Source organism: uncultured Oscillibacter sp., from assembly GCF_910587525.1.
Lineage (GTDB): Bacteria > Bacillota > Clostridia > Oscillospirales > Oscillospiraceae > Oscillibacter.
Genome location: NZ_CAJULS010000019.1, coordinates 1 through 23,187, shown reverse-complemented (window position 1 = coordinate 23,187; position 23,187 = coordinate 1). Strand labels below are relative to the sequence as shown.

The window sequence follows — 23,187 nt, the reverse complement described above, 5'->3', positions numbered from 1 at the left end:
CCATGCGCATCCAGTCCAACCTGGGCAGCGACATCGCCATGGCCTTTGACGAGTGCGTGGAGAACCCGGCACAGTACGACTACGCCAAGCTGAGCTGTGAGCGGACCTTCCGCTGGCTGGAGCGGTGCAAGGCCGAGCACGACCGTCTCAACAGCCTGCCGGACACGGTGAACCCCGGCCAGATGCTCTTTGGCATCAACCAGGGCGCTACCTTCGCGGATTTACGGGCCTGGCACATGCGGGAGATTGCAAAAATCGACTGTGACGGCTTTGCCATCGGGGGGCTTGCAGTGGGGGAGCCGGCAGAGGTCATGTATGAGATGATCGATGTAGTGGAGCCTCACATGCCGAAGGAAAAGCCCCGCTACCTCATGGGGGTGGGTACTCCCAGCAATATTATTGAGGGTGTCAGCCGGGGTGTGGACTTTTTTGACTGCGTTATGCCATCCCGCAATGGCCGCCACGGCAAGCTCTTCACCTGGGAGGGCACCGTTAATATCCTGAATGAAAAATACGCCGCGGATGACAGGCCCATCAGTGAGAGCTGCGGCTGTCCCGTGTGCCGGCGGTTTTCTCGGGCATACCTGCGGCATCTGTTCAAGGCGGATGAGGTGCTGGCCCTGCGGCTGGCAGTGCTCCATAACCTATATTTTTATAACGAGCTGATGACCCGTATCCGGCAGGCCCTCGATGAAGGGACTTTTGTGGACTTTCGCTCCCGGTACAGCGGGCATCTGGAGGAGCGGGCATAGATCAAAAACCACCTGTATAACTGAAATGGTAAAAAGATAGTAGACACAAGAGAGCGTGTCTACTATCTTTTTACCATTTCACTTTAGCCGGAGGTTTTGACTTTCTGTCACTTTTCACTTTGGTCAGACGGATCCTCTGCCAATAGAACATTCATGATCTCGCTGTAGGTTCGCTCTGGAGCTTGGCGGAACCGTTCCGCCAGAATGCCTGCCATATCCTCTCGAACTATCATCAATTTCAGGTCCATCAGGCTGCCCATATCATCGTTCAGAGAAAGGCGCACAGTGTAGGTTCCGTTGGTGCGCTTTTCATAGGAAGCGCGTACCTGGCTTCTGCGGCGGAGTTTCCGGTTACACTCACTGATGTTCTTGTCACACCGCAGCCGGACAGAGTAGGGGAGGCTGGATTCACAGATCTGGCTGTTCCGCATTCCTTTTTCTGTAATAGCGTACATGCCGTCGTCAGAAACTGTCAAGTGTGCTGTTTTTACAAGGTCCCGCAGACACTCGGAGAAGTCAAAATAGTCGACGCCCTCATCGCACATGGCCAGATCCAGAACCATATCAAAGGGGACGGGTTCAATGACTCTGGCGGTGATGTAGAGAATCAAAAATTTGATTTCCAGCTTGTCATGAATAAAACCGGCCATGGCAGCACCTCCGTTGCGTTCTGATTTCCTGCTCTCCAGTATACCGCATTTCCACTCCGATTGTATAGAGCGAAATCCCCGAAATTTGTAGAAATTTGCCTTGACGGCTTGGACGGCGGTTGGTATGATTGGAGCAGCACAGGAAAGGCGGCGATTATTTATGAGAAGACGGGCCCTGGCCCTGTTTTTGGCCATATGGATGATTTGCGCTCTGGCGGGCTGCGGAAAGGAGCCGTCGGCGCAACCATCTCCCCCGGCGGCACTTCCGTCTATGGATGAACCTGAACCGGAGCCCGAACCCTATGTCCCAGCTGGCACCAACCCGCTGACAGGGGAGCCTATGGAGCCGAAGTATGAGAACAACCGTCCTGTGGCGGTGATGCTCAACAATCTCAAGGCGGCCCAGCCTCAGCTGGGCGTCTCCCGGGCGGACATTATCTATGAGGTGCCCGCCGAGGGCGGCATCACCCGGATGCTGGGGGTGTACCAGTCTCTGGAGGGGGTTGGGAACCTGGGCAGTGTCCGCTCCGCCCGGTCTTACTATCTGGAGTTAGCCCTGGGGCTGGATGCTCTGTATGTCCATGCTGGCGGCAGCCCCGGCGCCTATCGGGATATCCCTGCCTGGGGTGTGGACCATCTGGACGGCGTCCGGGGTGACGTGGATGCCGAAATATTCTGGCGGGACCAGGAGCGGCGGAAGACCAAGGGCTATGAGCACAGTCTGCTGACATCCGGAGAGAAGATTCAGGCGTATCTCGATACAGGCCGCCTCCGTACAGAGCACCAGGAGGGGTATGTCTATCCCCAGGCCTTTGTGCCGGATGGGACCCCGGCGGGCGGCAGTTCTGCGGAGCATGTGGAGGTGCAGTTTTCCGCCTATAAAACCGGAACCTTTGACTATGACGCTGAAAGTGGCAAATACCTGGTGGGGCAGTATGGCAAAGAGTATGTGGACGGTGATACCGGGGAGCAGGTGGCTGTCACGAATCTGCTGGTACTGGAGACCGGCATCTCCGTGATCTCGGGGGATACGGAGGGGCGGCTGAATGTGCGCCTTACCGGTGAGGGGACAGGGACCTTTTTCTGTGGAGGAACATTCGTACCCATTCACTGGAGCAAGGCGGACCGAAACAGCCCCTTCGTCTATACGTTGGAGGACGGAAGGCTCCTGGCCCTGGGGCAGGGAAACAGCTATGTCTGTATCATCAGTCCTAAGACCAGCAAGGTAACATTTGAATAGAGGTCCTCCCAAGGCGCGCCCTATGGGCGCGTCTTTTTTTCACCCTCCGGCTCCAGTGGCATACACTGGATTGAAAGAAATTTTCTTTCACCAGCTACTTATTAGGAGGTATTGCAATGCCCGAGAAAGTTATGCCCGGTCCCGTAGAGGATCTCGGCGGCATCCGGGAGGCAGTTTGCATCCATACCAGGAAGATTTACGATTCCTGCCGAGATAAGGACTGCATTGAGGACCTGCGCTTTTATCCCAAGATGCAGTATGTGGATGTCATCAACCGCGCCCTGTCCGTCAAGGGCGGCTCCGCCAAGCTGCTCTATACCTATGTGGATGTGGAGCCCGTCAGCTTCAACCGGGGTTTCTACACCGTGGATATGCGCTTTTTCTACTCCGTGACCCTGCAGGCATATCTCAGCTGCCCGGCCCCTGTTACCGTGGAGGGTCTGTGTGTGTTTGACAAGCGGGTGATTCTGTTCGGCAGCGAGGGGAACGCCAAGATTTTCTCCTCCCAGATGAGCGCCGGCGGCCCCGACGCCCAGATGGTGAAGCGGGCCAACGCCCCCATCGCCGTGGTGGAGGCCGTTGATCCCATCGTGCTGGATGCCCGTGTCATGGACTGCTGCGGCAAGCGGGACTGCGACTGTGACCTGTGTGAGGTGCCGTCCTTTGTCAACAGCTTCTTCGACTGTGAGCTCTCCAGCGGGGACGACTCCCGCCGGATCTATGTCACCTTGGGCCAGTTCTCCATCGTGCGCCTGGAGCGGGACTCCCAGCTGCTGGTGCCCGTGTACGACTACTGTATGCCCGACAAAGAGTGCTCCTGCGGCAGCGACAAGGAGGACCCCTGCTGCATCTTCCGGAATATCTCCTTCCCGGTGGGCGAGTTCTTCCCGCCCAACACCGTGCGGATGCCGGAGAACTACGAGGATACCAAGAATTTCTGCAGCTGCTGCAACAACTGAAAACGGAGAGGCCGCCCGAGAGGGCGGCCTCTTTTCTGCTCACATCTCCCGCTGATAGCGGACCATCAGACACAACTCCAGCAGGCTCTTTACCACGAATACTGCCGCCGCAAGCAGCAGTATCCAGGACGGCGCCCCCAGACCGAAGGACAACCACGACATGCCGATAACAGCCCATAGCAGCACATCACCGGATAAGGCCTTTGCCCGGCGGCGGATAGCCAGATTCCGCTCATCCTTCCGCTCGATCTCATTCCGTTTTCGCAGGGAGGGATCGGTATCCTCCATCCGCAGGGTGAGCAGCTGAGAAACACTCATACCGGTTAGCCCTGATGCGATGCCTATCAGCGCACCGGTTCCGCGGGATGAAATTCCTTTGTCCAAAAACAGATACACAGTTCCAATCAGACCAAGGCCAATAGCAATCAGTGCGATATACAGTTTTTTCCTCCATTTCATAGCTGCTCCTCCTCATAGATGAATATTTCTTCAATGGACATCCCGAAGTACCGGGCGATCTTGAACGCCAGCAGAATGGAGGGGTTGTACCGCCCGTTTTCCAGAGAACCGATGGTCTGGCGGGAGACCTCCAGTGCGTCTGCCAGCTCCTCCTGACGGAGTCCCCGGGCCTTCCGCAGCTCCTCCAGCCGGTTTTTCAATGGGATCACCTCCTTGGTGGAAAGTTTGCTTTCCAAAAGTGATAATAGCATAGTCGGAGGATAATGTCAAGCACACTTTCCTTCTGAGGGCAATTTTTTGAGGCCGGTGAAGAAAGGTGGCATACCGGGGGACAACCTCTCATAGAGTATAGCAATCAGAAAGGGGGGAAGTTCCTTGCAAAAGGATTTGAATATTCTGCGTTACGAGGATGCGGCGGCCTGCCTGCCCGTCCGGCTGCGAAAGGCCGCTTTGGCTCTGGCGGAAGAGCGAAAGGCTCTGGCGGAGGAATTCCGCCTCCGGGCCGGACAACCCATGACCGTGCTCCTGCCCACGGGGGAGATGTCCCTGTCGGTCCATGTGGAGCCGGAGGAACTGGAGGGATTGTGCGATCTTGCCACGGAGTTCTCCCGCTACGCCGCGGCGGAGACGCTGCGGGAAGGGTATCTCTCCGTCCGGGGAGGCTTTCGAATCGGTTTGTGCGGCACAGCGGTGATGAAGGACGGTGTCAATACAAACCTGAAAAGCCTCTCCTCGGCGGCAGTCCGCATTGCCCGGGAGAAGCCCGGAATTGCCGACAGCGTGGCCCCAGGGCTGTTTCGGGACGGAGATTTTGCCAGTACGCTGATTCTCTCTCCACCGGGAGGAGGCAAGACCACGCTTCTGCGGGATCTGGTACGGCGGCTGTCGGAGGGCGTGGGGGAATACGGTCCCCGACGGGTGTCCCTGATCGATGAGCGGGGAGAGGTGGCGGTGATGTACAGGGGAGAGCCCCAGATGAACGTGGGACCCCATACTGACGTGTTGGACGCCTGTCCCAAGGCATTGGGGATTCCCATTGTCCTGCGGGCCATGAACCCTCAGATCATCGCAGTGGACGAGATCACGCTTCAGGAGGACTTAAAAGCCGTTTCCATGGCCGCCGGCTGCGGCGTGCGGCTGCTGGCCACCATCCATGCCGCCGGGGTGGAAGAGCTGCAGCAAAAGCCCCTTTATGCCCAGCTTCTGGCGGACAAGGTGTTTCGTCTTGCGGTGCGGGTGGTGCCAACGGAGGCAGGGCGGTTTTACCAGGTGGAGGAGCTGCCATGCTGAAGCTCCTTGGGAGTCTTTTTGTTCTGGGCGGCGGCGTGCTGGCCCGGTACTTCCAGGCGGCGGAACGACGCCGGGAGTTGGACACGCTGTCCGATCTGCTGTGGGCCCTGCGGCGGATGGCGGAGGAAATCCGCATGGCCCGAACGCCCATGCCGCTCCTGTTGGAGCGGCTGTCTCAGGGCTGCGGAGAGGAGACGGAGCGGTTTTTTCAGACGGTGTCCGCCGCCGTCCAGCAGGGGGAGAGCTTGGGAACAGCCTGGCGGCACACAGCGGCGGCACTGCCGTTATCCGGTCCCTCTGCTGCCGCTCTGGCGGAGCTGGGGGATGGCCTCCACGGCGATGAGGAGAATATCTGTAAGGGGATTTCCCTTGCCATTTATTCCATGGCACGGGATATGGAGGAACAGACCCGCCGGCGGCCAGAGGAGGCCAAACGGGCCACGGCACTGTGTCTCTCCGGCGCGGCGCTGCTGGTGATTTTACTGATTTGAGGATTGCACAATATGGATGTGGATTTGATTTTTAAGATCGCAGCCATCGGAATTCTGGTGGCGGTGCTGAACCAGCTGCTGGTGCGCTCCGGCCGGGAAGAACAGGCCATGATGACCACCCTGGCGGGACTGGTGGTGGTGCTGATGATTATGGTACAGGAGATCAGCGACTTGTTCGATCTGATCAAGACGCTGTTCAACTTCTGAGTATGGAGCAGGTCTTTCAGGTGACCGGCCTCTGCGTGGTGGGGGCGCTGCTGGCGCTGGTGCTGAAAAAGGGGAGCCCGGAGCTTGCGCTGCTGCTGGCCCTGGCCGCCGTGGCAGCGGTGCTGCTGTTCCTGGCGGGGGCCTTGGGGGAACTGCTGGAATTTCTTCGGGAGGTGGGGGCCGCCAGCGGCCTCTCGGAGGACCTGTTCATCCCCCTTTACAAGACGGCGGGTATTGCCCTGGTGGTGAAGGCCGGCGGCAGTCTCTGCCGGGACGCGGGGGAGTCGGCCCTGGCCTCGGCGGTGGAGACGGCAGGGACGGTGTGTGCCCTGCTGGTGTCCCTGCCGCTGCTGCGGGCAGTGCTGGCACTGCTGTTGGAGCTGACGCGATGAAACGATTGATTTTTTTTATCCTGACCCTGGCGGTATTGACCGTTCCAGCCCGGGCGGCGGAGATCCCCCGGGACCTGACAGACGCTCTGCCGGAGACGGCCGGCGATCTGCTGGAGCAGGTGGACGTCTCCGGACCGGAGGGGCTCTCCTCTGGAATAGGCGCTGTCTTGGAGTGGATGGGCCAGGAGGTGGGAAGCATCCTCCGCCAGCGCATCCGGGGAGCGGCGCTGGTACTGCTGGCGGTGGTGCTGTGCGGCGCTGTGGACGGATTCTACCAGGGGGTGGACGGCGGAAAGGTGACGGTATTTCTCCCCATGGCGGGAGCGCTGTCTGTGACGCTGCTGACGGCGGGGAGCCTTGATTCTCTGATGGGCCTGGGGGCTCAGACCATTGAGGAGCTGTCAACCTTTTCCAAGGTGCTGCTGCCCACGCTGGCGGCGGCCGCGGCGGCCTCAGGCGCAGTGACGTCTGCCACGGTCCAGCAGGTGAGCACAGTGTTTCTGGCAGACCTGCTCATCAGCCTCATTGACCGGCTGCTGATGCCCCTGGTGTACTTATACGCCGGCGCGCTGGCCTCCTCCGCCATGCTGCCGGAAAACCGGCTGGGCGCCCTGGCGGAGGCGTTGAAAAAGGTGATCACCTGGATTCTGACCACGGTACTGTTGGCCTTCACCGTGTATCTCTCTGTGGTGCGGGTGGTCTCCGGCTCAGCGGACGCCGCCGCGCTGAAGGTGGCCAAGGCCGCCATCAGCGGCGTAATTCCGGTGGTGGGGAGCATTATTTCCGAGGCCTCGGAGACCGTGCTGGCAGGGGCGGGGATGCTGAAAAACACCATCGGTGTCTTCGGGATGCTGGGAATCCTGGCGGCTTGCGCCCATCCCTTTTTGCAGCTGGGTATCCAGTACCTGCTGTACAAGCTCACGGCCTTCCTGGCGGCCACGGTGGGCGCCCCCAGTCTCTGCAAGCTCATTGACGGTCTGGGGGGCGCCTTCGGACTGGTGCTGGGAATGACGGGCAGCTGTGCCTTTCTCCTCCTGATCTCGGTGCTGTCCTCCGTGGCGGCGGTGACGCCATGATCGCCGCGGTGCGGGAGTGGCTGACGTCGGTGGTGGCGGTGACACTGCTGCTGACGGTGGCGCAGACGCTCATTCCGGAGGGAAGTATTCGAAAAATTGCCGCCTTCACTGGGGGACTGGCGCTGCTGGCAGCGTTGCTCCAGCCGGTTCTGCGGACGGACCTGAGCCGCCTGGAGCTGGATCTGGACGCATACAGCGCGGCCATTCAGGAGCGGCAGGCAGAGTTGGAGCAGGACAGGGAGTCGGAGCTGGCTTCGGTCATAGCTTCGCGGACGGAAGCATATATATTGGACAAAGCCGTCCAGCTTGGACTCTCCGTCACAGTCCGGGTCGAGACGGCGGCCGGGGCGGAGGGTGTGCCCCTCCCCTGGGCGGCAGAGGTACACGGCCCCCGGGCGGAGGAGTTGGCGGCCTATATGGAGCGGGAACTGGACATCCCGCGGGAGAGGCAGGTTTGGCATGAAAATGAAAGCTGAAGGAGTGCGAAAGATATGGGACAGGTACAAATACGCGGCCCTGGTGGCGCTGATCGGCGCGGGGCTGCTGCTGTGGCCCGGTGGGGAGCGGAACTCCGGCGGCGGGCTTCCCATAGGGCAGGAGAAGGCAGAGCCGCCGGAGCTCCAGGCGCAGCTGGAGGATATTCTGAGCACGGTCAGCGGCGTGGGGCAGGTGCGGGTGCTGCTGACGGTGGAGTCCGACGGGGAGCGGCAGCTGGCCCAGGACATGGAGCTGGAGTACAGCGGACCCACAGCCTCGCCGGAGGACTACTCCAGACGTTCCGAGACCGTGCTGGTCAAAGGGGGAAGCGGAGCGGAGCCGGTGACGGTCCGGCAGACGTATCCCACGTACCGGGGAGCCCTGGTGGTGTGCCAGGGGGGAGACCGGGCGGAAGTGCGTCTGGCGGTGACGGAGGCCGTGGCGGCGCTGACCGGCCTCACCACAGACCGCGTTACGGTGGCAAAATGGCAGTAATTATTTGGAGGAGGAAACGACCCATGAGTACAAGACTGAAACGAAACGCGGTGGTGGTGACCATGGCGGTGCTGGTGTGCGCCGCTGCGGCGCTGAATTGGAAATACGCCGGTCAGGAGGCTGTGGAGGACGCCCAGAACGCCGGGACGAAGATTTTGGGAGAGGCGGCGCTGGTCTCCGGCACGGAGGACGGCGAGGACACTCCCGCCGCCTCGCCGGAGGACGAGTCCGGCGTTTACACCGGTTCGGACTACTTTGCCTCCGCCCGGCTGACCCGCCAGCAGGCCCGGGACAGCGCCATCTCTCTTTTGCAGGAGGCGGCGGCCCAGGAGAACGCCGACGCCGCCGTGGCCAACGAGGCCTCGGAGAGCATCCAGGTCCTGGCTTCCTTCACGCTGAAGGAAGCGCAGATTGAAAATCTTGTCACCGCCAAGGGGTACGCCGACTGCGTTGCATTCATGGGGGAGGACAGCATCAGCGTGGTGGTCTCCACCGCCTCCGGGGAGCTGACCGGGGAGGACGTGGCCAAGATCACGGACATCGCCATGGCGGAGACCGGCTACGGCGCCGGCGGCATCAAGATTATGGCCGCAAATTAGAGGTTGTATTTTCCTGCGGGATGTGGTACAATAACAACTCGGAAATATCGGTTTTATCCGTGATACCGATTGACATTACGAGTTAAGGAGAGTCAAGCCATGGGCGAGAGCAGGGAATACATGACGCTGCCGGAGGAAAACGGGAGCATCAACATCTCGGAGGAGGTCATCGCCTCCATTGCCGTGGGCGCCGTGCGGGAGGTAGAGGGCGTGTCCGGCATGATGACCGCCATGGGCAACAGCGTCACCGACCTTATGAACAACCGCAAGAACGCCCAGAAGAGCGCCAAGGGTGTGAAGATCGACGCTACCGGCGCGGCGCTGACGCTGGATCTGTACCTGACGGTGGAGTACGGCCACCCCATCCCCGAGGTGGCGGAGAACGCCCAAAAGGCCGTCATGTCCTCGGTGGAGGCCATGACCGGCTGTGCTGTGGAGAAGGTCAACATCCACGTGGGCGGCGTGACGCTGACCTGAGAAAGAGAGAGAAAGACAGAGGAACAAAGAGTATGGTACGGAATACCGCGCGGGAGATCGCCATCCACCTCTCCTATGAGCTGAGCTTCACCCACAAGACCGTGGACGCCCTGCTGGACGAGCGGCTGACGGCGGAGGCCTTCGCGGCGCTGGCGGAGGAGGACGCCCTCTACGCCGAGCCCCCGGGCCCCAAGCAGGGGGAGTATATCCGGCGCCTTGTGAAGGGTGTGGATGAGCACGGGGCGGAGCTGGACGGCTATATTGAAAAGTACGCCAAGGGCTGGAAATTCGCCCGCATCCCGCTGGTGGCCTCCGCCGTTATGCGGGTGGCCATGTATGAGATCCTGTATATGCAGGACATCCCCAACGGCGCCGCCATCAACGAGGCTGTGGAGATCGCCAAGAAGTACGAAACGCCGGAGACGGTGAAGTTCATCAACGGCATTTTAGGGAGCTTTGTCCGGCAGGAGATCGCGGAATAAACGAAAATAGGGCAGAGCGGGCATGGAGTGCATCCATGTCCGGCTCTGCCTGTTTCCGTATGGACGAAGCGTTACCGCGCGGCGGAGGACAGGCCCGCCCCGGTGTGTAGGCCCAGCAAAAAGGCGTGGATGGCCGTGAACTCCTCGCATTTTTGCAGGTCGTGGTGGAGGCCTTCGGGCAGGCTGTCCATGATATTTTGAAAGTGATCGCTGTATTCCCCCTCGTGAATTTCATACAATTGGGGTTGAATGTAGTTGGCGTAGAACCAGAGCATGAAGTCAGACATATATATCTCCTTTCTTTTATACGCCTATTTAGTCGATGACTAATTATACTACGTCTATTAAGACGCTGTCAAGGTGGAATTATGAAAATAAATGAAAGAATTAAAGAACTCCGAAAAGAGCGAAAGGAGTCACAGGTGAAAGTAGCTGAGGCCGTTGGAATTACGCCTCGCCAATATCAGCGGTTTGAGGCTGGTGAACAGAAGCCCGGTTTTGACAACTTCTGTGCCCTGGCGGACCACTTCGGCGTGAGCCTGGACTATCTGGCGGGCCGCACCGATAAAAGATGATTTTTGAAGAGCGGTTTACCGGAGATCCGGTATTTGCGGGGACGGGCGATTGATAATCGCCCCTACAAAGTGTTTACCGGGAGTGCCAGGGAGTTGGAAAAATGGTCCGGTCGGGGAACCAGGCCCCACAGAGCGTTTACCGAGGCACAGATCATCCTACACGGGACCGGCCAGGCGCGAAGCGCGGGAGGAGGAGAAAGTCCTTGCGTCCACGCGGCAAATTTCCCCAGCAGTTCCGATGAATGGAGTTTACTTCCGCAACCACCCAAAGCGCCCTTTTCTCTTTTGGACCGTGCACGGCCCGTTTTCTCTTTTCGGCGCAGCGAAAAGAGAAAATGGGGGGTGCATCCCCAGACACGCCGGAATGGCGTGTCGTCGTCCCCGCCCGAGGCGGGCCCCTCGTCCCGCCCCCGTGGGCGGACCCAGTCCCATGCCATGAACTTCACACATACTGACAAGAGGTAAGAATGGAACACCACATTTTCGGCGTGGCCGAGGTCAATCAGCTGGTCAAATGCCTGCTGGACAATGAGCCTCTGCTCCAAAAGCTCTATGTCCGGGGCGAACTCTCCAATTATAAGATGTATCCCTCCGGACACCACTACTTCACCTTGAAGGACCCGGAGGGCGCTCTGCGCTGCGTCATGTTCCGTGGACAGGCGTCAAAGCTCCGCTTCCGGCCGGAGAACGGTATGAAGGTCATCGCCGCTGGGCGGATCTCCGTTTTTCCCCGGGATGGGGCCTACCAGCTCTACTGCGATTCCCTGACCCCGGAGGGGGCCGGGGACCTGGCGGTGGCCTTTGAGCAGTTAAAGGCCCGCCTCTATGAAGAGGGCCTCTTTGACCCCGCCCACAAAAAACCCCTGCCGCCTTATCCGGAGCAAATCGCCGTTGTCACCTCCTCTGCCGGGGCGGCGGTCCATGACATGATCCGCATCCTGAACCGGCGGTATCCGCTGGCAAAGGTGATTTTGCTTCCCGTCCGGGTCCAGGGGGCCGAGGCCCCGCCGGAGATCGCCGGAGCAATCCGGTACGCAGACAAATGGAAAATTGGCGATGTAATCATTACCGGCCGGGGCGGCGGGTCTATGGAGGACCTGTGGGCCTTCAACGATGAACGGGTGGCCCGGGCCATCTACGGCTGCGAGACCCCGGTGATCTCTGCCGTGGGCCATGAGCCGGATGTGACCATCGCGGATTTTGTGGCGGACGCCCGGGCCTCCACCCCCTCCAACGCGGCGGAGATCGCCGTGCCGGACCAGACAGAGCTGCTGCGGCGGCTCCGGGGAGCGGGGGAGCGGATGGAGCAGAGCCAGGAGGCCCGTCTGGAGGCCCTGCGGCAGAGGCTGGATGCTCTGCGCACCAGCCGGGTGATGACGGACCAGCTGGCCTATGTCCAGGACCGGCGTATGGAGCTGGCCCACGTCCAGCAGCGGCTGGGGGACCTGTCTGGAGCGCTGGTATCCCGAAGGCGGGAGCGGTTCTCCACCCTGGCGGCAGCCCTGGACGCTATGAGCCCGCTGAAAGTGCTGGGCCGGGGCTATGCCATGGCCAGGCGGGAGGACGGAGCGCTTTTGAAGAGCTATCAAGACGTGTCCGCCGGGGACCATGTGTCGGTGACGCTGGGCGAGGGCGGTTTTTTCTGCACGGTGGACACATCGTACAAAAAGGAGCGGAAGAGATGAGCGCGAAAAAGGTGACATTTGAACAGCAGCTCCAGCGGCTGGAGGAGATCGTGGCGGCGCTGGAAAAGGGGGATGTGCAGCTGGCGGATTCCTTGTCCCTCTTTGAAGAGGGGACGAAGCTGATCGCCGCCTGTTCCAAGCAGCTGGACCAGGCGGAGCAGCAGGTGGTCAAACTGATGAAGGGGCCCGATGGCGTGCCGATGGAGCTGCCCTTCGAGAACGGAGAGGAGTAACAATGGATTTTACGAAGGAGATGGAGGCGGCCCGCCAAATGGTGGAGAACCGCTTGCAGCAGTTTTTCCCCGGCGGGGGACTGGAGGAGGCCATGCGGTACAGCCTCCTGGCCGGGGGCAAGCGCGTCCGTCCTATCCTCACCATGAAGTTCTGTGAGGCGGCAGGGGGGACGCAGGAGGAGGCCCTGGACTTTGGCTGCGCCGTGGAGATGCTCCACACCTACTCCCTGATTCACGACGATCTGCCCTGTATGGACAACGACGACCTGCGCCGGGGCAAGCCTACCTGCCACATTAAATTCGGCGAGTGCGTGGCTACCCTGGCGGGTGACGCCCTCCAGGCGGCGGCGTTTCAGACAGTGCTCTCCGCCAAAGGGGAGTGGCGCCACGGCGGGCAGATGTACAGGGCCCTGGCGGCGGAGATTCTGGCAGAGTCCGCCGGTTTCCGGGGTATGTGCGGCGGGCAGTACGGGGATACCATCGGTGACGGCCACTCCCACACTGAGGCGGAGCTCACCGCCATCAACGACAAGAAGACAGGGGCATTGCTGCGGGCCGCCTGCATGATGGGCGTGGCGGCCTCCATGGGCCGCCGGGCGGTGGAGGAGTCCTGCATGGACGCCGCCCGGGAGTATGCCGCAAATCTGGGTCTGGCCTTCCAGATCCGGGACGATATGCTGGACGTGACGGGTGATACCGGGGAATTCGGCAAGCCCATCGGTTCTGACGCCTCCAACGGAAAGAGCACCTATGTGACCCTGCTGGGTCTGGATGCCTGCGGAGCCCGGGTCCTGGACTACACCGAAAAGGCCAAGGCGGCCCTGAAAACCGGAAACTGGGCGGGGACCACGGAGTTTTTGGAGGCCCTGGCCGACAGCATGGCGGTTCGGACCTTCTGACTGGAAAAAAATTTACACTTTGTGTATACGGAATATATTGTATATTTATCAGAAACGTGCTATACTGGATACCGCTAAGCGGCGGCGCAGTATTCTAGTCAGATCTGCCGTTTCCCAGGAAGGGCCTAAAAATCCTTTGAAGGGCATATCGATGAAACCCGTGGTGCCTGCTTGATACGCCCAGTTTTGGGTGGGTGCTGGGGGGAAGCGCGTGAAAATGCGCTTGCGGATTCAGGGCGATGATCAATGGCATGGTCAACCCGCCCCTGTTTCTGTGGAGACCTGTTCTTGTGCGCGGACGTACTCCCATTGTGGTATTTCCGGCCCGCGTACGAAGCAGATTGTGAACCTGCAATGCGGTGCATCGGTCCCTCGGGGCCGTAACGCTGTGTGCAGCCGTAGCCTGCCTTGACGTGGGGCGGGTGGATGGGGGATCTACGTGGCGTTCCAGCTCCGGCCAGAGCGGGAGATCCACGATTGCCTCCTGAAACCCGGTCTGCAAAAGAGGCTAAAGAAGCGGACAGACTGTGGTGGAAAACACCTAGGCTGTTCTAGCGAGGCAGAAAAGGGATTGCAGTGCGGACTAAGTGGCAATCGGGTAGCGCGGACAGGCGACGCCGCGCCGGAGTGCTGAAAGGGAAACCGCCCCAATCGGCAACGAGGGGTGCGCTTCGGGGAAATCCAACCCGTACCTAAGCCGTAAGATTTACCTTTTTTGCCGCCGCCGTCTTAGCATATGATTTGTCTGTAAGCTGTTTCTGGATAGCGGCAGGGAGGATCTTTTGGCGAAAAAAGGAAAGAAAAAGAGTGGACCATCCGCCCAGTACCGCTGGGCGTTTACTGTCTTTTTGATGGCGGTGGCCCTGTCGGCCGTGCTGAGTCTTGCGTCGGAGTCGATGCTGAGCGGCGCGGGGGTGGCTGCCGCTCTTTTGATGCTGGTGGTCTTTATCGGCCTCGGCATCCTGTTCGACATCATCGGCGTGGCGGTGACCTCGGCGGACGCAAAGCCCTTTCACGCCATGGCATCCCACAAGGAGAAAGGGGCAAAGCAGTCGTTGATGCTCCTGCGGAATGCGGAGCGGGTCTCCAGCGTCTGCAATGATGTAGTGGGGGATATCTGCGGAATTGTCAGCGGCGCCACGGGGGCAGTGATCGTAACTCAGCTCCAGCAGGCGCTGAGTCTGCGGTCTGTGCTGATCTCCGTCGGTGTGACGGCGCTGATCTCCGGCGTGACCATCGGCGGCAAAGCCATGGGCAAGGCCGTGGCCATCAAGAAAAGTACACAGGTGGTCTATTGGGCTGGACGTTTTCTGAATCTGTTCCGCCTGTGAGAGGAGAAACTATGCTGTTGGAATCGATCAATTCCCCAGCTGATGTCAGAGCACTGCCGGACGAGAAGCTCCCCCAGCTCTGTCAGGAGCTGAGGGAGTTTCTCGTGAAGAACGTCTGTGAAACGGGGGGACACCTGGCGTCTAATCTGGGGGCGGTGGAGCTGACAGTGGCGATCCACCGAGTGTTCGACACAACGGAAGATCGGCTGGTGTTTGACGTGGGCCACCAGTGCTATGTCCACAAGGCCCTCACCGGACGGCGGGAGCTGTTCTCCACTCTGCGGCAGTTCGGCGGGCTCTCCGGGTTCCCTAAACCCAGGGAAAGCGGACACGACGCATTTATTGCCGGCCATGCCTCTAACTCGGTTTCCGTTGCCCTTGGAATGGCAAGGGCAAGAACTTTACAAAATGGAGATTACAATATCTTAGCTCTGATTGGAGACGGTGCTCTCACCGGCGGGCTGGCTTATGAGGGGCTCAATGACGCCGGAGCCTCCGGGGAACCGCTGATTGTAATTCTCAACGACAACGGCATGTCCATCGACCCCAACGTGGGTGCTCTTTCCAAGCACCTGAGCTGGTTGCGGAGCAAACCGGCCTACTATCATTTCAAAAAATTCTACCGTCAGCTTTTTGGACAGCACCCAGAGAAAAGTAAGCTCTACCGGTTCAACCACAGGGTCAAGACCTCCCTGAAACGGGTCCTTTGGCCCAGCAGTACGCTGTTTGAGGACATGGGCTTCACCTATCTGGGACCCATCGACGGCCATGACCTGGACCGTCTGTGTCATGTGCTGGAATGGGCCCAGGAGCTCCACAGTCCCGTACTGGTCCACGTGCATACCGTCAAGGGGAAGGGGTACTCTTTTGCCGAGAAGGATCCCAGCAAGTTCCATGGTGTATCTCCCTTTGATCCTGCCACCGGCCTTTTGAAGAAACCGGGCGGAGAAAACTTCTCCGCTGTGTTTGGTAATACCCTTGCCGCCATGGCGGCAGAGAACGACCGGGTCTGTGCTGTCACCGCCGCCATGGCGGATGGCACCGGCCTCACCGGCTTTGCCCGCGAGTTCCCGGAGCGTTTCTTCGATGTGGCAATTGCAGAGGGGCACGCTGTGGCCATGGCGGCGGGACTGGCCAAGCAGGGGATGATCCCTGTACTGGCGGTCTACTCCACTTTTTTGCAGCGGGGCTATGATATGCTGATCCACGACGTGGCTCTCCAGAGACTTCATGTGGTGCTAGGGGTGGACCGGGCAGGGCTGGTAGGCCCTGACGGCGAGACACACCAGGGCTGTTTTGACACCCTGTTTTTATCTGAGATCCCGGGCTTTACGCTGCTGTGTCCCGCCAATTTTGCGGAGATGCGCTCCATGCTGAGGCAGGCTGTTCTGGAGATCGGCGGCCCTGTGGCAGTGCGCTATCCCCGGGGAGGCCAGGGAGATTTTCAGGAGGATACCTCGGCGGAGCCGGTTGTCTGCCTCCGGCAAGGGAGCGATGTGACCCTTCTGGCCTATGGCCTCATGGTGAACTCTATTCTGGGAGCGGCAGAGCTGCTGCGCAGGGAACGGAAAATTGACGCCAGAGTGTTGAAATTGAACCGGATTGCGCCGCTGGATATGGAACTGCTGGAACCCTGGTTTCAGGGCGGGGAAGTTTTGGCGGTACCGGAGGACGCCTTTGGCGCCGGGTGCGTAGGCCAGCGGGTTGCCGCCATTCTGGCGGAGCACGGCAAAGCCCCGGGGAAACTGATTTTGAAAAATCTGGGCAAAACCTTTGCCCCAGAGGGATCTGTGGCTCAGCTGGAGCACAGCTTTGGGCTGGATGCCGCCGGAATCGCGGCAGCGGTATGGGAGGCGGTGGGTCATGAGCAATAAAATGCGGCTGGATGTGCTGCTGGTGGAGCGTGGATTGCAGGAGAGCCGACAGAGAGCCCAAGCCGTCATTATGAGCGGCTCTGTATTTGTGGGAGGCCAGAGGGTGGACAAGCCAGGGGCTGCCGTTTCCGGCGACGCGGAGGTTGAGATTCGGGGGAACGCACTGCCCTATGTCAGCCGGGGCGGGTTAAAATTGGAGAAGGCCATGGCATCGTTTCCCATCACGCTGACAGAGGCGGTCTGCGGCGATATCGGCGCCTCCACTGGCGGTTTTACAGACTGTATGCTGCAAAACGGCGCGGCTAGAGTATATGCCGTGGATGTGGGATACGGCCAGCTGGCCTGGAAGCTGCGAAGCGACGAGCGGGTGGTATGCCTGGAGCGGACCAACGCCCGGTATCTCGGCCGGGAGCAGATCCCGGAGGCGCTGGATTTTGCCTCCGTGGATGTGAGCTTTATCTCACTGAAGCTGATCTTGCCGCCTCTGTGCACCCTTCTGAAAGATGGCGGGCATGTGGTCTCGCTTATCAAGCCCCAGTTTGAGGCTGGACGGGAGAAGGTGGGTAAAAAGGGCGTGGTCAGAGACCCGAAGGTACACCGGGAGGTACTGGAGCGCTTTTTGGAGCACGCCCGGGATTCTGGCTTTGCTGCTCTGGGACTGACTTATTCTCCCATTCGGGGGCCGGAGGGAAATATCGAATATCTGGGCTATCTGGAGAAGGGGCCGTGGATGCCTGTGGAGGTTGACTTGGAAACACTGGTGGCGGAGTCTCACCAGGCCTTGAAAGAGCACAGAGAGGGGAGCGGCCAATGAACAGAAAAAAGATTATCCTGTGTCCTAATCCCAACCGGGACCAAGGCATGACGGTTACCAGGGCCGCCGAAAAGATCCTTCATGAGATGGATTATCAAACGGTTGTATGTTCTCCCTTTAAAGACCAGCGTCCGGGGCTGTTTGCGGGGTACGAGGTACGGCCTTTGCTTCAGGAGCTGCGGGAGGCGGATCTGCTGATTACCTTCGGCGGAGATGGCACGATTCTGCACCTGGCCAAGCTGGTAGCTCTGAATAAGATCCCGGTCCTCGGCATTAACATGGGGGGCCTGGGGTTCGTGGCAGAGCTGGAGGCCGGGGAGCTGGACGCCCTACGGAAGCTGGAGCGTTGGGACTTCGCCGTGGAACAGCGAATGATGCTGGACGTGGCAGTCCTTCGGGAGGGCCGGCAGATTTTCACCAACCTAGGGCTGAATGACGCTGTCATCCGGGAGGGCCCTATTTCCCACGTGATTCATTTGAAAATCACCTCCGATGAACGGCATCTGACAGACATCGCCGGAGACGGTGTGATCATCGCAACCCCCACAGGTTCCACGGCCTATTCTCTCTCAGCCGGCGGGCCAGTGGTTGAGCCAGAGGCCCAGACCATGGTGATCACCCCCATCTGTACCCACAACATGCGTTTTTCCTCCTATGTGCTCTCACCAGAGCACACGCTGACAGTGGAGCTGGAGCGCAACGGCAGAAAACCGGTCTACCTGTTTGTGGATGAGAGCAGACCCTTTGCCCTGCGGGCTGATGACAAGATCATGGTACGGCGGAGCAGGCATGTAACTAAGCTGGTACGTTTGTCGGAACGGAGCTTTTGTGAGATTTTTGCCCAAAAAATGCTGCCAGGAGGGTTGAATGATGAAAAATAACCGTCAGGCAATGATTTTAGAGATCATTTCTCAGGAAAATATTGAAACCCAGGAGCAACTGCTGGCCAGACTTCAGGAGCGGGGGATCAACAGCACCCAGGCTACCATCTCCCGGGACATCAAGCAGATGCACCTCATCAAGCAACCGGCGGGGCAGGGCGTATATAAATACGCTGTCTCCGACAACCGCAACCGTCTGAACTTTGCCGAGAAACTGCGCACCATCTTCCGAGAGTGCATCACAAGTATTGATTGCGCCCAGAATATCGTGGTCATCAAGACCATGCCGGGGCTTGCCAACGGGGCATGCTCTGCTTTGGACAATATGGATCTGCCCTACGTGGTGGGCTCCCTGGCAGGAGATGACACGGCGTTTTTGGTGATGCGGGACACGGAATCCGCCGAGACCTTCTGCGAGGAAATCAAGGAAATGCTGTGAGGAAAAGCGAGACACAGTGCCGGCTGGACGCTATTCTGGCAGGGCACCGTGAGGATGGCGGCCTTTCTGGACACAGAGGAAGAGCGGCTGCAATGCACGCTGGCTCCGGGCTTTTGCTGGCGGTGCCAGAGTCCTGGCAGTATTTGCCGTGAAAGACGGGATATTAAGAGGGGAATTTATGCTGGAAGTGCTTCACATTGAGAATATTGCAGTGATCGAGGAGGCGGACATTCAATTCCGTCCGGGCTTCAATGCTCTAACTGGTGAGACTGGCGCGGGCAAGTCCATTGTCATTGACGCCATGGGCGCGGTCTTGGGGGGCCGAACTTCCCGGGAGCTGATCCGAACCGGGGCAAACAAGGCTTTTGTCAGCGCCTCCTTCTCCGGCGTTTCTCCGAATTTGCCAGGACTGGTTGAAAACGGTATTGCACCGGAGGAGGACGGAATGCTGCTGCTCCAGCGGGAGATCGGGGCGGACGGTAAAAACCTGTGCCGGGCAAACGGACGGCCCATTACGGTGGCCCAGCTGCGGCGGATTGGCGGAGAACTGCTGAATATCCACGGCCAGCACGACGGTCAGCAGTTGTTGGATGAGGAGCAGCATGGCGTCTATCTGGACCGCTTTGGCAAAACGGAGACTGTGCTGGCTGCCTATCAGGCGGAGTACCGGGCCGTAGAGGCCCTGCGGTCACAGATGCGCTCCCTCCGGATGGATGAGGCGGAGAAGGCCCGCCGGGTGGACAGCCTCCGTTTCCAGATCGACGAGCTGGAGAGGGCGGAGCTGGCTCCTGGCGAGGAGGAAGAGCTGAACGCCCGCCGGAGCCTTTTGCGCAACGGGGAGAAATATCTCTCCGCCCTCTCTGGGGCGGACTACTGTCTTAGCGGCGGTGACGACAGCGCCGGCGCAGTAAACCAGCTCCGTGATGCGGAGGAAGCCTTGTCTCCGATCCGCACTCTGAGTGATGATCTGGGAGAATTGTATAAGCGCCTGGAGGAACTGCGCTGTGAAGTCTATGACCTTGCGGAGATTATCCGGGACAAGCGGACGGAATTTGACTTCTCCCCGGCGGAGCTGGACGCGGTGGAGAGCCGCGCCGACCAGCTGTACCGCCTGAAAAAGAAGTACGGCGCCACGGTGGAGGAGTGTCTGGCGTATTTGAACCGGTGCCGGGCGGAGTTGGATGCCATTGAGACGGCGGACGACACGCTGCTGCGCTTGGAGCAGAAGCTGAAAAAGGCGGAGAAAGCCACCCTGGCCGCCGGAGCGGCCCTCACCAAGGCCCGGCGGGAGGCGGCAAAAATTTTGGAAACCCGTATTCAGAGCGAGCTGCGGGAGCTGGATATGGGAAAGGTCCGCCTCTCTATTGTCTTTGCGGAGAAAGAACCCGCCGCGGACGGATGCGACGTTATCCGCTTCCTGATGTCCGCCAACGCCGGGGAGGACCTGCGGCCTATCGCCAAGATCGCCTCCGGCGGCGAGCTGGCCCGGATCATGCTGGCGCTGAAAAATGTGCTGGCAGAGCAGGAGGCCATCGGGACCTTGGTGTTCGACGAGGTGGATACCGGCGTCTCCGGCCGGGCCGCTCAGAAGGTAGCGGAGAAGCTGGCCCAGGTGAGCCGCCGCAAACAGGTGCTGTGCGTCACGCATCTGCCACAGCTGGCGGCCATGGCGGATACCCACTTTTCCGTGGAGAAGGGGGAGCGGAAGGGCAGGACCTATACAGAGGTGGTCCTGCTGGACCGGGAACAGCGGAAAACGGAGCTGGCCCGGATCACCGGCGGCACCAAGGTGACGGAGACCCTGCTGGAGAGCGCCGGGGAACTGCTGGACGGCGCGGAGGCCTATCGGCGGGAATTGTGAAGCATGTTTTATATAGGAGAAAACGGCTAACAATATTTGTCAGCCGTTTCAGCCCGTCAAAACCCCTTTCGGGACTGACATATAAAGGAATTACGCTTGGGATCATAAGCAACGTCCTAAGGGGAAAATCGGTTTTTCCGCTCTTGCGGTGAGTGTATAGAGGATAAGAATCCGGTGTCCCCCCAAAATCGGATTTCGGTATGATAAAGCGATAATCAATCCCTATTTTTGCAATTGCCGGGAAGAAAAATGGAAGAGCTGTTTTATGAAAAAATCGTAGGAATACTGGATCAGGCGCACCGCATTGATCGAAAATGTGAACTGTTTGGCGCATCAAAGCATCAATACAAGCTAAATCCGCCAATAAATGAGACGGTTGTCCGTGCGGTAGAAGAAAGATATAATTTTAGGCTTCCAGAGGATTATTTCTGATTTATCACTAAGGTCGCCAACGGAGGAACTGGGCTTGATTATGGGATCATGCCGTTTGAGGAGTCCCTTATGACCGGGGCATATAACTATTTTTCAGGAAGCATATAAACGCAGCTTGAAAAAACCGTTTGTTCCCCGGCGGATGATGCCGGGGAAAGCGGTAAACTTTGATTTTTCCAAAGCCGCTTATGAACAAGAGCCTGATAAATATTTCATCTATGAGAGAGAAGATGACGATATGGGCGGCACGGATGTTTTTTCTTTTTGGAACCCGCGGATGCCAATGGGATTTCGGACTCATCGTATCAGGCCAGTGAAAGGGCCAGGTATTTGATACGGACAATGAAGGTGCCTATGCTTTTACGGCTCACAGTTTCTATGAATCCTATCAGGAGTGGCTTGATTGGCTTTCGGATACTGAGAACATCAAAGGGAGCTCGCGAAGTGGCGGAAACTTCTGTCAGGAAGAAAAGCGGGCCTATTATAACCGCACTGGTCCTTTGTTTTCAATTCGGACGTTTTCAGCCATTTCCGCACAACCAGCACGGAATCCATTATCGGAAATGGACAAGAGAATTGGTAAAATGAAGATTGGGGGGAGAAAACATGCTGATCAGGAGATTTTGTCCGGAGGACGCGGAGGAGACCTCCCGAATGATTGCCGCCGCCCTGCGGGAGACCAACGGGCCGGACTATCCGGCGGAGGAGATAGAGGAGCTGGTGGAATTCTATTCCCCGGCCGGTGTGCTGAAGCGGGCGAAGGAATCTCATATGTATGTGAGCTGTGAGGACAGGGCTGTGGTTGGCTGCGGCGCCATCTCCGGTTATGACGGCAGTGAGACGGAGAGTTATATTATGACTCTTTTTGTCCTGCCCGGTTATCAGGGGAGAGGTGTGGGCAGAGAGCTCTTGGAGACCCTGGAGGCAGACGAGATCTTTCTGCGGGCGGAGCGGGTGGAGCTCAGCTCCTCTATCACGGCCCACGGGTTTTACAAAAAGTTGGGGTACGCCTATATGCACGGCAGCGGAGAACCGGACGAGGGAGGCTCCGTCCATATGGAGAAGCGCCGGACATCCCGAAAATAGAAAAGCGCGGCGGAAATTTCCGCCGCGCTTTTCTTTAAGAGAGAAGTGTTACTTCCGGTTTTCCTTCTGATTGCGCTTCTGCTCCTGGTTCTGCTGATTCTGCTGGTTCTGACGGTTCTGCTCCTGGTTCTGATTATTCTGAGACATGAGGGGACACCTCCTTTCGGAATTCTGCTATGCGGTTGCGGATGAAAACGGAATGAGCCCTTTTCAACCGTACAGGCGTTATTTTTGCCAGAAGACCGGAAAATATTCAGCAATGGAAAAAAATTGTTGACAAACTGCCGGAGCATTGATATACTAATTAGGCAAAACAAAGAAGGCGACGCATCCGCCTCACCTCCAGCCAAATGGGCAAAGAGGTCAACAACGCTGTAATCAGACTGCTGGAAGGCAGTTTGTTGTTGCGCGGGTGCCGGTTTGGTATCCGCGTTTTGTGATTTTTGGAACGGAGGTGTTTCGGCCATTAGTAAACAAGTGCATGAACTGAATGAAGCCATCAATGACAAAGAGGTACGCCTGATCGGTTCCCAGGGCGAGCAGCTGGGTATCATGTCCTCTGCGGAGGCGTTGCGGATCGCCGACGAGCAGGGGCTGGACCTGGTCAAGATCTCGCCGCAGGCCACTCCGCCGGTGTGCAAGCTGATGAACTATGGAAAGTTCAGGTTTGAGCAGAGCAAGCGGGAAAAAGAGGCCAGAAAGAACCAGCATGTGGTGGAGATTAAGGAAATCCGGATGTCTCCCGGTATCGACATTGGTGATTTCAACACAAAGCTTAAGAACGCGCAGAAGTTCATCGCCGACGGCAATCGCGTCAAGGTCTCCGTCCGTTTCCGCGGCCGGGAGATGGCCCACACCAGCATCGGCCGAGAGCTGCTGGAGCGGTTTGCCGAGCAGTGTGCCGAGACAGCCAATCTGGACAAGGTCCCCAAGCTGGAGGGCAGAATGATGTCCATCTTCCTCTCTCCCAAGGGCGGCAAATAACCAAGGATTTTCAAAGATCGGAAGAGCACACGTCTGAACTCCAGTCA

The 23,187-nt window shown here is 58.8% G+C and carries 31 protein-coding genes; 27 read left to right on the top strand and 4 right to left on the bottom strand.

Annotated elements, in window-relative coordinates:
* Nucleotides 1-752 (top strand): tRNA guanosine(34) transglycosylase Tgt (gene tgt / locus QZ326_RS03515; protein WP_295741215.1); only part of this gene is annotated, 752 nt, incomplete at its 5' end.
* A gap of 107 nt (nt 753-859) precedes the next feature.
* Here the strand turns inward: tgt and QZ326_RS03510 are convergent.
* The gene (locus tag QZ326_RS03510) at nt 860-1,402 is read right to left on the bottom strand and encodes a DUF4364 family protein (RefSeq protein WP_295741213.1); all 543 of its coding nucleotides are present in this window, start codon (nt 1,400-1,402) and stop codon (nt 860-862) included.
* A gap of 160 nt (nt 1,403-1,562) precedes the next feature.
* Here QZ326_RS03510 and QZ326_RS03505 point away from each other — a divergent pair, with 160 nt between their 5' ends.
* Both QZ326_RS03505 and QZ326_RS03500 read left to right on the top strand, forming a co-directional pair.
* Complete coding sequence (locus QZ326_RS03505) at nt 1,563-2,642, top strand: DUF3048 domain-containing protein (RefSeq protein ID WP_295741211.1); 1,080 nt, start codon at nt 1,563-1,565, stop codon at nt 2,640-2,642.
* 116 nt (nt 2,643-2,758) lie between these two features.
* On the top strand, nt 2,759-3,601 hold the full coding sequence (locus QZ326_RS03500; RefSeq protein WP_295741209.1) for a hypothetical protein: 843 nt from the start codon (nt 2,759-2,761) through the stop codon (nt 3,599-3,601).
* Between the two features lie 39 nt (nt 3,602-3,640).
* Here QZ326_RS03500 and QZ326_RS03495 read toward each other — a convergent pair whose 3' ends face one another.
* Nucleotides 3,641-3,919 carry a hypothetical protein gene (locus QZ326_RS03495; protein ID WP_295741207.1) on the bottom strand — a complete coding sequence of 93 codons (279 nt, stop codon included), beginning with the start codon at nt 3,917-3,919 and terminating at the stop codon, nt 3,641-3,643.
* A gap of 137 nt (nt 3,920-4,056) precedes the next feature.
* Entirely contained in the window at nt 4,057-4,260 is a 204-nt protein-coding gene (locus QZ326_RS03490) for a helix-turn-helix transcriptional regulator (protein WP_295741205.1), read from the bottom strand.
* Nucleotides 4,261-4,435: 175 nt separating this feature from the next.
* Between QZ326_RS03490 and QZ326_RS03485 the strand changes: the two genes are divergently transcribed.
* The 10 genes from QZ326_RS03485 (at nt 4,436) to nusB (ending at nt 10,046) form a co-directional block, all read left to right on the top strand.
* On the top strand, nt 4,436-5,350 hold the full coding sequence (locus tag QZ326_RS03485; protein ID WP_295741203.1) for a stage III sporulation protein AA: 915 nt from the start codon (nt 4,436-4,438) through the stop codon (nt 5,348-5,350).
* Nucleotides 5,344-5,841 carry a stage III sporulation protein AB gene (locus QZ326_RS03480; protein ID WP_295741201.1) on the top strand — a complete coding sequence of 166 codons (498 nt, stop codon included), beginning with the start codon at nt 5,344-5,346 and terminating at the stop codon, nt 5,839-5,841. The genes QZ326_RS03485 and QZ326_RS03480 overlap by 7 nt, the downstream gene beginning before the upstream one ends.
* A 12-nt stretch (nt 5,842-5,853) precedes the next feature.
* Nucleotides 5,854-6,048 (top strand): stage III sporulation protein AC, encoded by a 195-nt coding sequence (gene spoIIIAC / locus QZ326_RS03475; protein WP_016323467.1) that lies wholly within the window; start codon nt 5,854-5,856, stop codon nt 6,046-6,048.
* 2 nt (nt 6,049-6,050) lie between these two features.
* Complete coding sequence (locus QZ326_RS03470; protein ID WP_295741199.1) at nt 6,051-6,440, top strand: SpoIIIAC/SpoIIIAD family protein; 390 nt, start codon at nt 6,051-6,053, stop codon at nt 6,438-6,440.
* The gene (locus tag QZ326_RS03465; RefSeq protein WP_295741197.1) at nt 6,437-7,516 is read left to right on the top strand and encodes a stage III sporulation protein AE; all 1,080 of its coding nucleotides are present in this window, start codon (nt 6,437-6,439) and stop codon (nt 7,514-7,516) included. Before QZ326_RS03470 ends, QZ326_RS03465 begins: the two co-directional genes overlap by 4 nt.
* Nucleotides 7,513-7,992, top strand: a complete 480-nt coding sequence (locus tag QZ326_RS03460) for a stage III sporulation protein AF (RefSeq protein ID WP_295741195.1) — start codon at nt 7,513-7,515, stop codon at nt 7,990-7,992. Before QZ326_RS03465 ends, QZ326_RS03460 begins: the two co-directional genes overlap by 4 nt.
* Nucleotides 7,976-8,488 (top strand): stage III sporulation protein AG, encoded by a 513-nt coding sequence (locus tag QZ326_RS03455; RefSeq protein ID WP_295741193.1) that lies wholly within the window; start codon nt 7,976-7,978, stop codon nt 8,486-8,488. The genes QZ326_RS03460 and QZ326_RS03455 overlap by 17 nt, the downstream gene beginning before the upstream one ends.
* A 23-nt stretch (nt 8,489-8,511) precedes the next feature.
* Nucleotides 8,512-9,087: a SpoIIIAH-like family protein gene (locus tag QZ326_RS03450; RefSeq protein WP_295741191.1), complete on the top strand. Its 576-nt coding sequence runs from the start codon at nt 8,512-8,514 to the stop codon at nt 9,085-9,087.
* Between the two features lie 99 nt (nt 9,088-9,186).
* Entirely contained in the window at nt 9,187-9,564 is a 378-nt protein-coding gene (locus QZ326_RS03445; RefSeq protein WP_295741189.1) for an Asp23/Gls24 family envelope stress response protein, read from the top strand.
* A gap of 32 nt (nt 9,565-9,596) precedes the next feature.
* On the top strand, nt 9,597-10,046 hold the full coding sequence (nusB, locus tag QZ326_RS03440) for a transcription antitermination factor NusB (protein ID WP_295741187.1): 450 nt from the start codon (nt 9,597-9,599) through the stop codon (nt 10,044-10,046).
* A gap of 71 nt (nt 10,047-10,117) precedes the next feature.
* Here nusB and QZ326_RS03435 read toward each other — a convergent pair whose 3' ends face one another.
* Nucleotides 10,118-10,333: a hypothetical protein gene (locus QZ326_RS03435; RefSeq protein ID WP_295741185.1), complete on the bottom strand. Its 216-nt coding sequence runs from the start codon at nt 10,331-10,333 to the stop codon at nt 10,118-10,120.
* 81 nt (nt 10,334-10,414) lie between these two features.
* Between QZ326_RS03435 and QZ326_RS03430 the strand changes: the two genes are divergently transcribed.
* From QZ326_RS03430 to infC, 14 genes are all read left to right on the top strand, one after another.
* The gene (locus tag QZ326_RS03430; RefSeq protein ID WP_295741184.1) at nt 10,415-10,621 is read left to right on the top strand and encodes a helix-turn-helix domain-containing protein; all 207 of its coding nucleotides are present in this window, start codon (nt 10,415-10,417) and stop codon (nt 10,619-10,621) included.
* Nucleotides 10,622-11,088: 467 nt separating this feature from the next.
* The gene (gene xseA / locus QZ326_RS03425; protein WP_295741182.1) at nt 11,089-12,306 is read left to right on the top strand and encodes an exodeoxyribonuclease VII large subunit; all 1,218 of its coding nucleotides are present in this window, start codon (nt 11,089-11,091) and stop codon (nt 12,304-12,306) included.
* Entirely contained in the window at nt 12,303-12,539 is a 237-nt protein-coding gene (xseB, locus tag QZ326_RS03420; RefSeq protein ID WP_295741180.1) for an exodeoxyribonuclease VII small subunit, read from the top strand. Before xseA ends, xseB begins: the two co-directional genes overlap by 4 nt.
* Before the next feature lie 2 nt (nt 12,540-12,541).
* Complete coding sequence (locus QZ326_RS03415; protein WP_295741178.1) at nt 12,542-13,438, top strand: polyprenyl synthetase family protein; 897 nt, start codon at nt 12,542-12,544, stop codon at nt 13,436-13,438.
* Nucleotides 13,439-14,220: 782 nt separating this feature from the next.
* On the top strand, nt 14,221-14,769 hold the full coding sequence (locus QZ326_RS03410; protein ID WP_295741176.1) for a CNNM domain-containing protein: 549 nt from the start codon (nt 14,221-14,223) through the stop codon (nt 14,767-14,769).
* A gap of 11 nt (nt 14,770-14,780) precedes the next feature.
* A complete protein-coding gene (dxs, locus tag QZ326_RS03405; RefSeq protein ID WP_295741175.1) occupies nt 14,781-16,643 on the top strand; it encodes a 1-deoxy-D-xylulose-5-phosphate synthase in 1,863 nt (620 codons plus the stop codon).
* On the top strand, nt 16,633-17,457 hold the full coding sequence (locus QZ326_RS03400) for a TlyA family RNA methyltransferase (protein WP_295741174.1): 825 nt from the start codon (nt 16,633-16,635) through the stop codon (nt 17,455-17,457). The genes dxs and QZ326_RS03400 overlap by 11 nt, the downstream gene beginning before the upstream one ends.
* On the top strand, nt 17,454-18,338 hold the full coding sequence (locus tag QZ326_RS03395) for an NAD(+)/NADH kinase (RefSeq protein WP_295741173.1): 885 nt from the start codon (nt 17,454-17,456) through the stop codon (nt 18,336-18,338). Before QZ326_RS03400 ends, QZ326_RS03395 begins: the two co-directional genes overlap by 4 nt.
* Nucleotides 18,328-18,777, top strand: a complete 450-nt coding sequence (gene argR / locus QZ326_RS03390; RefSeq protein WP_295741217.1) for an arginine repressor — start codon at nt 18,328-18,330, stop codon at nt 18,775-18,777. The genes QZ326_RS03395 and argR overlap by 11 nt, the downstream gene beginning before the upstream one ends.
* A gap of 178 nt (nt 18,778-18,955) precedes the next feature.
* Nucleotides 18,956-20,638 (top strand): DNA repair protein RecN, encoded by a 1,683-nt coding sequence (recN, locus tag QZ326_RS03385; RefSeq protein ID WP_295741171.1) that lies wholly within the window; start codon nt 18,956-18,958, stop codon nt 20,636-20,638.
* A gap of 249 nt (nt 20,639-20,887) precedes the next feature.
* Entirely contained in the window at nt 20,888-21,070 is a 183-nt protein-coding gene (locus QZ326_RS03380) for a hypothetical protein (protein WP_295741170.1), read from the top strand.
* Nucleotides 21,071-21,185: 115 nt separating this feature from the next.
* Nucleotides 21,186-21,404 carry a hypothetical protein gene (locus QZ326_RS03375; RefSeq protein ID WP_295741168.1) on the top strand — a complete coding sequence of 73 codons (219 nt, stop codon included), beginning with the start codon at nt 21,186-21,188 and terminating at the stop codon, nt 21,402-21,404.
* A gap of 272 nt (nt 21,405-21,676) precedes the next feature.
* Nucleotides 21,677-22,156 (top strand): GNAT family N-acetyltransferase, encoded by a 480-nt coding sequence (locus tag QZ326_RS03370; protein ID WP_295741166.1) that lies wholly within the window; start codon nt 21,677-21,679, stop codon nt 22,154-22,156.
* Nucleotides 22,157-22,633: 477 nt separating this feature from the next.
* On the top strand, nt 22,634-23,140 hold the full coding sequence (infC, locus tag QZ326_RS03365; protein ID WP_295741164.1) for a translation initiation factor IF-3: 507 nt from the start codon (nt 22,634-22,636) through the stop codon (nt 23,138-23,140).
* The last annotated feature ends 47 nt before the right edge of the window (nt 23,141-23,187 follow it).